The following is a 14,827-nucleotide window of genomic DNA, read 5'->3' as shown; positions in this document are numbered from 1 at the left end:
TCAATGACTATAGAAACTAAGAAAAATACTGTCAAATCAGGAATGCTCTGGTCATTTATGATACAAGGGGGAACACAAATAATAAATTTCGTTGTTACCATTATCTTAGCACGTTTATTGCTTCCTGAGCAATTTGGACTATTAGGAATGATTGCCGTTTTTATAGCCATTAGTCGTGGCCTGTTAGATGGTGGTTTGGCTTCTAGTTTAATAAGAACAAAGGATCCTAATAATGAAGATTATTCTACTGTTTTTTTTGTAAATCTTGGTAGCTCAATTGTCTTATATGTCATATTATTTTTTGTGGCACCTTATATTTCAATGTTTTATAAGCACGAAATTCTAATTAGTTTAGTACGTGTATTAGGTTTACTTCTAATAGTTAATGCATTTACATTAGTACAATCCACTAAACTGAATAAATCTTTACAGTTTAAAACACAGTTTAAATTACAAATACCGTCTTTAATCATCAGTGCATCGCTTTCCATTTGGATGGCTTATAACGGTTACGGAGTTTGGAGTTTAGTAGCCAAGGATTTAGCTTATGCAGCCATAGCCACAGTACAACTTTGGTGGTATGCGAAGTGGACTCCGAGTTTTTTGTTCAATAAAGAAAAATTCATATACCATTTAAATTTTGGCTACAAATTATCGATTACGGCCATTATTAATACAATATTTGAGAACTTATATTACATAGTCATTGGAAAGTATTTTTCCGCAGTACAATTAGGCTATTTTACTAGAGCACGTTCTTTAGAACAGTTACCCAGCGGTTTCTTTTACAATGCTTTTAATAGGGTATTCTACCCCTTGTTAGCTAACCTAGGTGGAAATGATGCACAACTTAAAAATACTTATTCCAAACTAATGCAAATAGTGGTATTTGTAGTTACACCCATTCTTGTCTATTTAGGAATCATTGCCACTCCTTTTTTCAGGTGGTTACTCACCGACAAATGGCTTCCAGCAGTACCCTATTTTCAATTATTACTTATTTCAGGTATATTTTACCCCGTTCATCAGTATAACCTCAATATTTGTAATTTAAAAGGCAGAAGCGATATGGTACTCAAACTCTCGTTGCTGCACAATGTATTGCTTTTTCTAGGAGCATTTACTGCAATATGGTTTGGCATTTTTGGATTGTTGTACAGTTTGATTATCATAAATATTTTTATAACTGGTGTAAATTCATATTATTCTGGTAAATTGATTGGGTTTGGCCTGAGCAAACAATTAATTGATTTGATGCCAATTTTTGTTTTAAATGCAATAGTAGGCGTAACTGTATATACAATGCAAATAATTTGGTTTATCAAAATGAGTGATAAATGGAATTTACTAATCAATTTGTTACTATTTTTTCTCCTCTATGGCTCGCTAGCATTCCTATTTCAAATGCGTGCGCTAAATAACATACTCAAACAGATTTTAAAATAATATGAAAGTAATCAAAAATGTATATGTTGTTTTAACAGAATATCAGTTTTTACAAGCTGTAAATATAGCAACTGGTGTGTATAATACCGAATCATATATAAATACCATCTATATTATTAGGAATGGGACTCGTTTGCAAGGATTAGATACAACCAAAATAACGGTTTTGAATAACATAACTACCCATGTTATTGACAATAGAACAACAAAAGACATTGCAACTATTATTTTGAGAGAAAAACCAAATCATTTCTTGTTTTTTCAGGCAATAAACGCTGTTAACATTTATATTGCTTATAAATTATCAAAGAAGGGAGTAGAGATTTCTTTAGGTCCAGATGGTTACAGTGCTTACGCTAAATTTAATAAAAAATATCACTTCCTGAGCGTCATTAGAGATTCTATAAAAGAAAATAAAATACTTGTCGAAAATAAGTTGTTCGTGCCGTTTCTTCGATTTGACTATTATACTTACGGTTGTCATAAATTCATTAATACCCTTTGGATAACTCACCCTGAGCAATACGTGCATAGTGCTAAAAATAAACCGAATGTTATTAAGTTGCCCGAATTCAATACAGATTGTATCTCTTTTATTGCACATTGTTTTAATTATTATGATGATTTTCCCATAGAAAACGTAATCTACTATTTTAATCAACCCCTATGGGAAAATTTGTACAATACTGATTTTGAATTTTTAGAAGCCGTTTTAAATCAGTTTCCACAAAAAAAAATAGCCGTAAAACTGCATCCTCTAACAACTAAAACAAATAAACAAAAATACCAAAACAATGACCGCATTATTTTGATTGAATCTATGGTGCCCGCAGAAGTACTATTAATAAAATTAAAGAACTGTATTGTTTTTTCAGGATGGTCCACAGTTTTAATAACTGAAAATAGACATTGCAATTATTATTTTAATTATCCTATTTTTAAAAAAACCAATGATTTCATAATCAATCAACTTGAAATACCCGCTTTGAATCATATCAAAATGATCACCAATCCTAGCGAAATGAAATTTCCAAATGAATAAAGAAAGTAAAGGATATGCCATTATTTTATATTTAATTTGGCCGCTTTCTGCATTATTTATCGCACTCAAAAATTTTGATTCAAAGTTTGGTAGAAACTTATTGATTGCTCTTTATACTTTTTTAGGCTTAACAGCTATTAGCGTAGGAGATTTAGAGCGTTATGAGAGTCAGTTTTATAAACAAGCATCCAATACCTTAGGTGCCGCTTTCGAGTCATTACTCGCTTTGCAGAATGGTAAGTTTTATAATACGCTCATGTCTATTATTTTTGGTGCATTTTTTCAATCTCATCATATCTATTTTTCAGCGCTGTTTTTGGTTTATGGCTATTTCCTAGTAAAAACAATCCAGATGCTAAAGACAATAAATTTAAGGGAGCTTACTAATTTTGGCTTACTTTTCTTTTTTGGTTTGCTTTTGTTTTTTTTGTTAAGGCCTATTCCTAATTTGGCCTTTTACACAGGTGGTGTTTTTATAGTTTACAATGCAGTGAGTTATTACAACTTACAATCTAAAAAGTATTTAATTTACATACTTTTTACTCCATTGTTCCACATAGGGCTTGCAATATATGTGGCGTTACCAGTATTACTGCTTTTATTTAAAAACAAAATTTGGTATTATGTGTCTTTTGTCATTTTTACATTCGTTATCGGGCAAAGTTCAGTAGTAGGAGCTATAGAAGATCTGACCGTATCGAAATCAGAAACGATTATTACAGAAAAATACAATGCATACGCATCCAAAAAAGGTCAAAATACTTTAAACAAACGCTATGCAAAAAATGAACAGTCCTATAATGTTAAACTACAAGGTTTAAATATTGTACTAGATGCAATTTGGTACTGCGTTCCACTAGGCATGGTTATATTGTATATAAATAGGAAGAGGCTACTCATTAATCAGGGTTTACTGCAGTTATTCAATTTAGTGTTACTTTTTTGGGGTATATCCAATATTATGCTTAATATTTCGCAAGGGGTACGTTTTAAAATGATATTTAGTCTTATCGCAATCGGATTATTCTTTCAAGTTTATATAAAAAGTTTTACTGAGATAAAAAACAATATTTTTGGAACTTTTCTAAAACTATTTGTACCTATTTTATTTTTATATGGAATTATGGCATTAATAGCAAGTCATTTTATAATTCCATTCAATTTTTTTATTTCTAATTTTTTTGTGGAATTATATTCACTATAATACTCTAACAATACAATTATACTGGAAAGAAAATCATACAAGTAAATGTGCAACCGCTAAGGGTGCTTAAAAATATCAAGATGACCACTAGAAAAACAATAAGCACAAATGAAACTTCCGTAACCAGATTTCGATATCAAAGGAAATTACTATCTGGAAGAATCATGTGACCAATAAAAAATCAATAATAGCTACACATGAAACAAACCCTTAAAAAACTCACCGCCACTTTAGGCTACCAAACTACTATAAAACAAATCATTTTCATGTCCGATGATTGGGGCTCGGTGCGTTTAAAATCAATGGAAGTTCGAGAAGCCTTAAGAGAAAAAGGCATTGATGTGGATGCCAATCGGTTTGATCAATTTGACACATTAGAAACCAATAGCGATATGGAAGCCCTTTTTGAAGTGCTTACCAAATACAAAGACCATTTAGGAAACCACCCGTGCATTACAGCCGTTACCAATGTAGGCAATCCGGATTTTGAAAAAATAAGAGCGGATCACTTCCAAAATTATCATTTTGAAACAATAGAAAAAACGTACAAACGTTATCCCCACTCCGACACGGTGCTGTCTATAGTAAAACAAGGTATAGAGCAAAACATTTTTGTACCGCAATCCCATGGTCGCGAACACGTGCAAGTGAATTGGTGGATGGAAGAATTACAGAACAAACAAGCGGTGGCAAGAAAAGTGTTTGAACAAGAATTTTTCTTTCTAGGTCATGATTATTTACAATATCCCAAACGCACCAGAGGTATTGAGGCTTCGTTTGATGTGTGGGATCAACAGGATGTTGCATCCACTCAGGAAATCACAAAAAGTAGTTTATCTATTTTTAAGGATTTGTATGGATATTCATCCAAAGTTTTTACACCACCCGCAATGTTTTACAACCCAAGTCTCGAGTCTATTCTTAAACAAGAAGGCGTACAATGGTTAGATGTTGGGCGAATTCTTAAAATACCACAAATAAATGGCAAAGATGTCTGGTCATTTAATTATCTAGGACGAAAAAAAAAATCGGGATTAAGTGTGTTGGTTCGTAATGCGGTGTTTGAAACCAATTTTTCCATTGGTAACAACGGGGTGGCAGACTGCCTGCGAAACATACAACAAGCATTTAATTGCAAACAACCCGCCATCATCTCCAATCACAGGGCTTCGTTTGTAGGTGGAATTGTAGAATCAAACAGAATCAAAGGACTAAGATCACTCGACCTGTTACTGAGCGAAATACTAAAAAAATGGCCTGATGTTGAATTTATTTCAGTGAACGAGATAGGAAATTCTTAACATGAGTGCAATTGGAAAATTAAGATTTTTACAAAGCTTGGCGCAAGGCTATAAAACAAGTAGAAAAATTGTGGTCATAGAATCAGACGATTGGGGAAGTGAAAGAATACCTAATAAGGCCACTCAATTACAGCTAAATAATTTAGGCGTGGATATGAATAAAAATCCACACTCAAAATTGGATACTTTAGAGCGAGTAGAAGATTTAGAAGATTTAGAATTACTGTTAAATGAGATTGAAAGTGAACTTGGCAAAAAAATAAAAATAACAACTAATTTCATTACTGCCAATCCCGATTATGCTAAAATAGAGAACAGTAATTTTCAAGAATACAGTTATCAATCCTTTATGGAAACCTACATGCAGCGCGATGGAAATGACCAAGTTTGGCAAAAATTAAAAAGCTTAATCAATCAGGGACATTTTCGCCCACAATTTCATGGTAGGGAACATATCAATGCATTGCTTTGGTTAAAGGAATTGCAAAATAATAATCAGTTTTTTATCAATGCTTTTCATCTCGGCTGTTATGGTATCGATGCACCTAGTGCACAAGCACATAGAAAGAATTTAATGGCAGCGTTTGAATATGAGAATGAAAAGGAGAACGAATTTGTAGCAACGAGTATTAAAGAGGGAATGCATTTATTTGAAGAGGCTTTTGGATATACATCTAGTTCTATCATCGCCCCGCGTTATGTGTGGAATAGTGCATTAGAAAAGGTATTCAAAGCTGCTGGTATTAAGAATATTCAGACGTCTTTTTACCAACAAGAACCTACTAAAATAGGGTACAAAAATACCTATCATTACACAGGTCAAGTCAATAAAACTTCAGGTTTGAACTATATCGTTAGAAACGCTTACTTTGAACCTGCTTATCATGGAACTACGGACTGGGTAAAAGCAACGCTAGATATGGTAAAATTAGCTTTTACATTTCACACCCCTGCAATCATCAGTATGCATCGCATTAATTTCGTAGGTGGACTAGATGCCAGTGCCAAAGAACAAAGTTTGAGACAATTTAAAATCTTATTGACCGCAATAATAAAAAAGTATCCAGACGTAGAATTTTTAAGTTCTGACGAGCTAGGCCATTTAATAAAAACAAACTATGTGCGGAATTAGCGGTTTTTTTGACACCTCTTTTCAATTAGGTCAAGATCAATTAGAAAAATACAATGCGGCATTAGCACACCGTGGGCCAGATGGTAAAGGAGTTTTTTTTGAAAAAACAGACCGAGGCAGCATTGGTTTAGGACACACAAGACTGTCCATCCTAGATATATCTGCTTTAGGTCAGCAACCTATGCAGTACGAGCATCTAACTATCGTGTTAAATGGTGAAATTTATAACTTTAAAACAATTCAAGAGGAATTAAAAGCGTTAGGATATGCTTTCACTTCCTCCTCAGATACGGAGGTTGTGTTAAAAAGTTTTCACGCTTTTGGTACCGCATGTGTTGAAAAATTTAGGGGCATGTTTGCATTTGCTATTTATAATTCATTAGAAGATAAGTTGTATTTGTGCAGAGACCGTGTGGGTGTAAAACCATTATATTGGTATTTAGACAGCCAAAAATTAATATTTGGCTCTGAATTAAAAGTTTTTTTTAATACAACAACCTTCACAGCTAAAGTGGATGTATCCAGTCTGTGTACGTTCATAAACTATGGATACAGTACAAATGACAATACTATTCTTCACAAAGTAAAAAAAGCGTGTACGGGCTCTTGGACTATTTATGATTGTAAGACAAATGAAGTAGAGGTTCTACCATATTGGAATTATGGAGCTTTATTAGAAAAAGAAAAATATAAAGGTACTTTCAAAGAAGCAGTACAAGAAACTGAGAAACTTGCGCAAGAAGCTTCTGAATTAAGAATGATCTCAGACGTACCGATTGGAGTTTTTTTGAGTGGAGGTTTTGATAGCACGATGGTAACCGCTTTGTTGCAGAAAGACAGAACCGAAAAATTAAAAACGTTTACCATTGGATTTTCTGATGGTGTAGATGAATCCCATGATGCCATGAAAATAGCAACTCACTTGGGTACAGAACATACGAGTTATGACTGCAGACAACAAGATGCTATAGATTTAATACCACTATTACCATTTCTATATGATGATCCATTGGCAGATATTTCTTGTATTCCCACTATATTAGTGAGTAAGTTAGCTAGAAAAGATGTAGCCGTGGCGTTATCTGCAGATGGTGGCGATGAGCTTTTTGGTGGATACGGTGGTTTTCAATCAACTCCCAAAATTTTCAGTAAAGTAAACCAAATACCATTTAAAAATCTTGTGGGTACAATTGCTAAATCAAGTAGTACACTATTTACAGGCAAGTACAATTACTTGCAAAAAAAAATCGAAGGGATAGGAAATATGTTGTCTGCAGCACAAGAGGATAGAATCTCTCAGTTGCATTTGCAACAAAACGGTTTTCCACGGGAAATGATGGATAGCTTGTTTGCGTTTCCTTTTAAACAACAACTACATCAGAAACATAAATATAATTTAATAGATCCGCTAGATGATCTTTATATCTTAGGAATAGAAGATACGCTTACTAATTTACTACTGCCAAAAGTAGATCGAGGAGCCATGGGGGTTTCATTAGAAGGAAGAGAGCCACTTTTAGATCACCGTTTGATGGAATTTGCCGCTTCTTTACCCTATAATTATAAACATAATGGTGTAGAGAGCAAAAGACCTATTAGGGAAATTGTGTACAAATATGTTCCAAAAGCCTTGATGGATCGTCCAAAAGTAGGTTTTGACTTGCCAATTTACAAATGGTTGAAGTCGGATTTGTCTTTTTTATTAGATCAACATTTAAATACAACTTCCATTGCAAGAGGCGGTTTTTTTAACCCTGCTTATGTAGATAAATTGGTAAGTCAGTTTAAAAAAGGGGAATTAAGATATGTGAGTATAATTTGGCGACTCTTGATATTTCAAATGTGGTTTGAAAGCTGGATAGAAAAAAACAACTCAAATTAATAATCACTGGTATGACTTCGATTTTGTTTTGACTCAAAAAAAAACCTATTGATTCTAAAAATCAACTACTGTTTTGCCCACCAACCCTATTAGAACTGCCGCGTCTACTAGCACTACCACTAAACTGGCATGAAGAAAATTTTAATCAAGTAAAATGAATCTTAGAAGCATATCTTAATAAATAGAAATCAATAAAAATTAATTGAAATTATAAAAATATTTTTAACAGCGATTAGTGCTTTTTATATTGTTCTGTATATCATATTTTTTAATCTAAACCCTAACCGAGCGCTCATTAGAAAAGATCTAAAAAGATGGACTGAAATCCATAAAATTGACTATAGCATCCAAATTTTATTTGTATCCTATATTACCCAGACTTTAGAAATCTTTTTTATAAAAGAGCAGGTGTAATTTCAAAACTTTTCAGTTGGATTTGTCCGAAAATGAATACTTTATATATAGTTACCGATAATATTTGGCTAGGGTTATATTTAGAACATTACTTTGCAACAATTATTACGGCTAAAAGTATTGGTCAAAACTGTTTGATTAATCATAAGTTACTATTGGCTTCAAAAACTCGAAATTTCCTGTAATAGGAAATAATGGCGAATTAGTTGTGGAGCAAAAATTTTAGGCGGTATGAGTATAGGCAATAACGTAATCGTTCGAGCTAATGCTGTCGTAGTGAAAAATGCTCCAGATAATTTTATTGTGGCTAATGTTCCCGCAATAATAGGTAAAGTTAACATTAATCAAAACATATAAATAAAAATGAATATCCAGTATGGTAGTTTTTTTAAATACCCTCGCAAAGCATTTAAATATTTTTTGAGTGCAATTTATCCTATTGTAATAAAAATATATCCTTTACCGCACGTTAAGTCAATTCCGGAAACAATTGATGCAATTTTAGCAGAACAATGTTCGATTTGTAGATTTGGAGATAGTGAATTTCTTTATTTAACGGAGAAAAGAGATTTGCCATATCAAAAACAAAATGAAAGATTAAGAACTTATTTTAAAGATATTCTAACATCAGACAACCCAAAAATCTTAATAGGATTACCAGTGGGCTATCACTCTTTAACTAATTTAAAAAAAGATTCCAAAACACTTTGGCGCGCAGTAATTTCTTGGACGTATCCCTTTTTAATAAAATATTTAAAAAAGGACAAAACATATTACAACGCTTCTATGACACGGTTATATATGGACTATGAAGACACCTCTCTCAGCGGTGATTGGTTCAAAAAAGTACAATCTATTTGGAATGATAAAGACATCATGCTCATTGAAGGCGAAAAAAGTAGATTGGGCGTGGGGAACAATCTTTTTAAAAATGCCAAAAGCGTCAAACGTATTTTAGGTCCTGCGCACAATGCCTTTGATCAATTTGATAAACTTCTTAATTTCGCAAATCAACAAACTAAAAATCATTTGGTGCTGGTAGCTATGGGGCCAACAGCCAAACCCTTGGCGTATGAATTAGCGCTAATAGGTTTTCAAGCTTTAGACATCGGAAATTTGGATATAGAATACGAATGGTTTTTAAAAGGCGCAAAAACAAAAGTAATTATTGAAGGTAAATATACTAGTGAAGCTGCTGGCGGCAGAATAGTGGCAGATATTGTCAACACAGATTACGAAAATCAGGTAATTGCAAGGTTTTTAGCATGAAGAAAAAAGTGTTCATTGTGGGTCCTTGCTTGAGTATGGGAGGTATGGAACGCGCTTCGGTAAATACTGCAAATGCGTTAAAAGAAGAGGGTTTTGAAGTTGTTTTTGTATCAATATTTAAAAAAGCACATTTTTTCAAATTAAATAACGGTATTGTATTTGAAGATCCAGAAGGTTTTAATACAAAAAGCTTATCCCTTTTAAAAACAGTTTTATGGATTAAAATTTTAATTAAAGCACACAAACCACAGAAAGTATTGGCGTTTAATAAATTTTATGGCGCGATTACCGCCTTGGCCATGATGGGCAATAAAACACCTTTCTACATTTCAGAACGATCGAGCCCTTTATTTATTTGGGAACAACCTATAAAAACCATTAATAGAATAGCCTATTGGTTAAAACCACCCACAGGAGTCATCGCGCAAACCAGCATCGCCGCAAGCTATCAAAAAAAATACTTTCCAAAGTCTAAAATTGAAGTCATCCCAAACATTTTACGTAGCGTTACCACCTATCCAGAAATAAAAAGGCGGCAGGTTATTTTGGCCGTTGGTCGTTTAGGTGATCACCTGAAAGGCTTTGATTTATTGTTAAAAAGTTTTGCTATGCTAAAAAACACAGATTGGGAGTTGCATATTGCCGGTGGCAATGAAAACGGACAAGCGTTAAAAGATTTAGCCCTCAAACTTGGTATTAATAACAGACTTTCATTTTTAGGGAAAGTAAAAGACATCGATACAATTTATGCTTATGCAGGAATTTATGTCATCCCTTCCAGAAGCGAAGGCTTTCCAAACGCTTTAGCAGAGGCTATGGCAGCAGTTTGTTGCTGTGTAGCATTCGATTTTGTAGCTGGACCACAAGATATGATAGCCCATACCACAAACGGTATATTGGTGGAAAACGGGAATATAAATAAAATGGCAGAAGCCCTGGATGCTTTAATACTAAATCCCACTTTAAGACAGCAATTAGGCGAAGAAGCTAAAAAGCTAGCCGATGAATTAGATGCAAAAGTAATTAGTCATAAAATAATGAATTTTTTAGAACTTGAACAATGAAGGAAAGTTTTTTGATTTCGGTTATAATACCAGCTTATAATGTAGAGGAATATATTTCAGAGTGCATAAATTCACTATGTTCTAAAAAAACTGAAGCCATAGAAATTATTATAGTTGACGATGGCTCGAAAGATAATACTTTAAATATTATTAAAACACTAGAAAAAAACAACAGCAATATTACGATACTAACACAATCTAATTCCGGGGTTAGTGCCGCAAGAAATCACGGCCTATCTATTGCCAAGGGTCAATATGTGTATTTTATGGATAGTGATGATTGGGTAGAGCAAGACTTTTTTAATGAAATAGTAACTGTTTGTATTAAAATAAAACCTGACTGTATCATTTTCGGTTACAAAAAAAGAAACGCTTCGGGAAATTTTATTAGCACTAAAAACCCTATGTTTTCTGGCGAAATAAATTCCCAAAAGGATAAAATTACTTTAGCAAAACTTTTTTCAAATGAATGTGGCTTAGCTGTCTGGGATAAAATTATAAAAAAGTCGATACTCATTGAAAATAACATCAAATTTCAAGAAATGCGTAATGCCGAAGACTTTGTGTTTTCCTTAGATGCTCTTAATCATTCCGAAAAAATTTATGTTTTAAATAAGGTTCTATATAATTACAGAATTCAAATTAGTGGAAAACGTAGTGATAATTATGAATTAGTAAAAAATCAGATAATTGCTTTTAAAAAGTTTAATGATTACTTCGATTTTTTTAAAAATCAGTCGCTTGAAGTAGAATCATTTGGAAAAAAAATTTTCATCAAATGGTTCGGTTTTGTAGCACCACTAAATATTGTAAACTTCAACAGGCTTAATTTTACAGAAAGAAAAGTACTTTTAAAGGAACAGCAAAACGATTTCCTAGTTTCACAGTTATTAAAAAAATTCTCATTTCATAATTTGAATAGGGTAAATAAAATTTTACTGTTGATTTTAAAATTAAGATCAACAACGCTTCTCTATCTCACAGGTTTTATTCTGAGTAAGTCAAGAAAAATATATTTTAAATAAAAAATAATGTGCGGAATATTCGGATTTAGTGCTAGAGGCATCACAGAACAACAACTTATATCGGCTACCGATAAACTAGTTAAGAGAGGTCCAGATGATAGTGGCTACTTTTTTAACTCTCCTATAGGTTTAGGACATCGCCGCCTATCAATTATCGATTTAAGCACTGGTGATCAACCTATGTTTAATAAAGATAAATCAATAATTATAGTATTTAATGGCGAAATATACAATTTCAAAAACATTAGAGAAGAATTAGAATTGCAAGGAATTCAATTCACGACAAAAAGTGATACAGAAGTAATTATCGAAGCCTATGGAGCGTGGGGAATTGAAAAATGCCTTGAGAAACTCGAAGGTATGTTTGCTTTTGCTATATGGGACGAAAAGTTGCAAAAATTACTAGTTGCTCGCGATCGTTTTGGCGAAAAACCGCTGTATTACACTAGAAATGAAAGAGGATTCTTTTTTGCATCCGAACTAAAAGCATTACTTTCTTTTCACGACAGCAAAAACTTATCAAAAACAGCTTTAAATTTATATTTGAGCTTAACATATATTCCAGCACCATACACAATTTATAAAGATCTATTCAAAGTTGAAGCTGGTTGCTACCTTACCGTTGATTTGGATGGAAATTTCAAATCAAAACAATACTATGATTTTAAAAGTATCTCTTATAATAATCAGCAAAATCAGTTGCAAAATTATAAAGATGCCAAAAAGGAATTGCGAATAAAACTGTTTGATTCTGTTCAAGAGCGAATGATATCGGATGTTCCCTTAGGAAGTTTTTTGAGTGGAGGTATTGACTCTAGTGTAGTTACTGCTATCATGGCAAAATTGTCTTCTCAACCGATAAAAACTTTCTCTATAGGATTTAAAGAAAAGGAGTACGATGAAAGTGAAAGAGCTACGCTAGTAGCAAAACATATAGGCTCTGATCATACATTATTTGTAGTAGGGCACGAAGATTTGTTAGAAATTGTAGATGAAACTTTGGCTTATTTTGATGAACCCTTTGGCGATTCTTCTGTAATACCATCTATGATGGTGGCAAAAAAAGCCAAAGAAAAAGTGACAGTGGTATTAACTGGAGACTGTGCAGATGAACTTTTTGGTGGTTATGATAAATATTTAGGGAAGCACTATGCTGACCAATACAATAGATATCCAAAAATGATGCGAGCGGCTTTTGAAAAATTAATTGGAATTATTCCGCACACGAGTAAAACAAATCAGATTTTAAGAAAAGTAAAAAAAGTTATCCATTCTGCAGGGTTGAATCCCGAACAAAGATATGCATCTTTATCTTCTTTGGGCTATAACGAATTGCAAAAAAATGAATTGTTAAAACCAGAATTTCAAGAAAATTCTATTAAGGTTATTTTAAAACACTTTATTGGTATAAATGGAGACGAGTTGAGCAAAACTTTTTACAGCGATGTGAAATTAGTTTTAGAAGGCGATATGTTAACTAAAGTAGATCGTGCTTGTATGTTAAACTCATTGGAGGCGCGGGTACCTTTTTTGGATTCTAAAATAGCAGAATTTTCAACAAAATTGCCTCATCATTTCAAAATTGAGGGTACTAATAAGAAAAAGATTCTTAAAGATACTTTTAGCGATTTGGTTCCAGAGGAAACAATGAGCTTCAGTAAAAAAGGTTTTGGTATTCCAATTCGTTTGTGGTTTCAAAATGAACTAAAAGAGAAACTTGAAGCACAATTTAAAAAAACTTTTATAGAAGAACAAGGTCTTTTTAAATACGAGGCAATACAACAATTACTCACAGAACATTTCAACAATAAAGAAAACCATAGTGCTAAATTATGGCTACTGTTTGTGTTTCAGAAATGGTATATAAATCATAATTAATGGATAAAAAGAAAATTATACGCATAACCACAGTTCCCATTTCAATGAATAAAATTTTGGTTGGTCAACTAACATTTTTAAACACTTATTACAATATAATAGGAGTTTCTAGTTATGTAGAAAAGGACTTTAATGAAATAGAACAACGCGAAGGCATAAAAATGCTTGATATTCCATTAATGAGAACTATAAGTATAAAACAGGACTTTATAGCCCTGTTAAAGCTCATTCAATTATTCAGAAAAGAAAGACCAGATATTGTGCATACGCACACACCAAAAGCTGGTTTATTAGGAATGCTTGCCTCAAAAATAACGCGCATTCCTGTTAGGCTACATACTTTAGGAGGTATGCCATTGATGGAACTTACAGGAAAAAAAAAAAAAATATTAGAGTTTACAGAGAAACTAACCTATAAGTGTGCGCATAAAATTTATCCAAACTCTAAAGGTTTAATGGACTTCATCCTTGAGTACAAGTTTACAACCCTTGATAAAGTAAAAGTATTAGGACATGGTAGTTCCAATGGTGTAGATACAGCATTTTTCACAAGAGATTATTCAGGTGCAGAAATAGAGACAGAAGCACTGAAAGATGAATTAGGTATCAAAAAAACTGATTTTGTATTCTTTTTTTTGGGAAGGTTGGCCAAAGATAAAGGCATCGTAGAACTAGTTGCTGCTTTTAAAAAATTAAACAATCCCAATTTAAAATTATTACTTGTTGGCATTTTAGAAACAGAAAATAGCTCCTTATCATCAGATACAATTGAAACCATACAAGACGATGCTTCTATAATCTTCCCTGGTCGTACAGATAACGTGAGAGCCTATTTAAGATTGGCAGATGTTTTTGTTTTTCCTTCGTATCGAGAAGGATTTCCAAATGTATTGCTCCAAGCCGGTTCCATGGGACTTCCTGTAATTGCAACAAACATTAACGGTTGTAATGAAATTATTACCAACGGCGAGACTGGGATACTTATTCCTGTGAAGGATGAAAACGTCCTTGCCGAAAAAATGACCTTATTACTTGAAAACGAAGCCCTGCGACAACAATTTTCACATAAAATCAGAAAAAGAGTAGAAGAAAAGTTTACGCATAGCATAATTTGGGAGGCGGTTTTACAAGAATATGATACTTATTTAAAATAAAGCAGTATAATAATAA

12 protein-coding genes are annotated in these 14,827 nt (G+C 32.9%); all 12 read left to right on the top strand.

Annotation, left to right across the window (positions count from 1 at the left end; all coding sequences use genetic code 11):
* Positions 1 to 3 precede the first annotated feature (3 nt).
* The 12 genes from V5J73_RS03735 to V5J73_RS03680 all read left to right on the top strand — a co-directional run bounded on the left by V5J73_RS03735 (position 4) and on the right by V5J73_RS03680 (position 14,811).
* Entirely contained in the window at positions 4 to 1,446 is a 1,443-nt protein-coding gene (locus V5J73_RS03735; protein WP_338647721.1) for a lipopolysaccharide biosynthesis protein, read from the top strand.
* A gap of 1 nt (position 1,447) precedes the next feature.
* Positions 1,448 to 2,488 carry a polysialyltransferase family glycosyltransferase gene (locus V5J73_RS03730; RefSeq protein WP_338647719.1) on the top strand — a complete coding sequence of 347 codons (1,041 nt, stop codon included), beginning with the start codon at positions 1,448 to 1,450 and terminating at the stop codon, positions 2,486 to 2,488.
* The gene (locus V5J73_RS03725; protein WP_338647718.1) at positions 2,481 to 3,692 is read left to right on the top strand and encodes a hypothetical protein; all 1,212 of its coding nucleotides are present in this window, start codon (positions 2,481 to 2,483) and stop codon (positions 3,690 to 3,692) included. Before V5J73_RS03730 ends, V5J73_RS03725 begins: the two co-directional genes overlap by 8 nt.
* Before the next feature lie 197 nt (positions 3,693 to 3,889).
* Positions 3,890 to 4,993 (top strand): hypothetical protein, encoded by a 1,104-nt coding sequence (locus V5J73_RS03720; RefSeq protein ID WP_338647716.1) that lies wholly within the window; start codon positions 3,890 to 3,892, stop codon positions 4,991 to 4,993.
* A gap of 1 nt (position 4,994) precedes the next feature.
* Positions 4,995 to 6,125: a hypothetical protein gene (locus V5J73_RS03715; RefSeq protein ID WP_338647715.1), complete on the top strand. Its 1,131-nt coding sequence runs from the start codon at positions 4,995 to 4,997 to the stop codon at positions 6,123 to 6,125.
* A complete protein-coding gene (gene asnB, locus V5J73_RS03710) occupies positions 6,112 to 8,007 on the top strand; it encodes an asparagine synthase (glutamine-hydrolyzing) (protein WP_338647714.1) in 1,896 nt (631 codons plus the stop codon). The genes V5J73_RS03715 and asnB (V5J73_RS03710) overlap by 14 nt, the downstream gene beginning before the upstream one ends.
* Positions 8,008 to 8,652: 645 nt before the next feature.
* Positions 8,653 to 8,778 carry a hypothetical protein gene (locus V5J73_RS03705; protein WP_338647713.1) on the top strand — a complete coding sequence of 42 codons (126 nt, stop codon included), beginning with the start codon at positions 8,653 to 8,655 and terminating at the stop codon, positions 8,776 to 8,778.
* Between the two features lie 63 nt (positions 8,779 to 8,841).
* Complete coding sequence (locus tag V5J73_RS03700) at positions 8,842 to 9,690, top strand: GT-D fold domain-containing glycosyltransferase (protein WP_338647712.1); 849 nt, start codon at positions 8,842 to 8,844, stop codon at positions 9,688 to 9,690.
* Positions 9,687 to 10,754 carry a glycosyltransferase gene (locus V5J73_RS03695; protein WP_338647711.1) on the top strand — a complete coding sequence of 356 codons (1,068 nt, stop codon included), beginning with the start codon at positions 9,687 to 9,689 and terminating at the stop codon, positions 10,752 to 10,754. Before V5J73_RS03700 ends, V5J73_RS03695 begins: the two co-directional genes overlap by 4 nt.
* Complete coding sequence (locus V5J73_RS03690; RefSeq protein WP_338647710.1) at positions 10,751 to 11,779, top strand: glycosyltransferase family 2 protein; 1,029 nt, start codon at positions 10,751 to 10,753, stop codon at positions 11,777 to 11,779. Before V5J73_RS03695 ends, V5J73_RS03690 begins: the two co-directional genes overlap by 4 nt.
* A 6-nt stretch (positions 11,780 to 11,785) precedes the next feature.
* On the top strand, positions 11,786 to 13,657 hold the full coding sequence (gene asnB / locus V5J73_RS03685; RefSeq protein WP_338647709.1) for an asparagine synthase (glutamine-hydrolyzing): 1,872 nt from the start codon (positions 11,786 to 11,788) through the stop codon (positions 13,655 to 13,657).
* Positions 13,657 to 14,811 (top strand): glycosyltransferase family 4 protein, encoded by a 1,155-nt coding sequence (locus V5J73_RS03680; protein WP_338647708.1) that lies wholly within the window; start codon positions 13,657 to 13,659, stop codon positions 14,809 to 14,811. The genes asnB (V5J73_RS03685) and V5J73_RS03680 overlap by 1 nt, the downstream gene beginning before the upstream one ends.
* Positions 14,812 to 14,827 lie beyond the last annotated feature (16 nt).

The organism is Flavobacterium sp. KS-LB2, assembly GCF_036895565.1.
Lineage (GTDB): Bacteria > Bacteroidota > Bacteroidia > Flavobacteriales > Flavobacteriaceae > Flavobacterium.
This window is presented reverse-complemented; position numbering and strand designations above follow the sequence as displayed.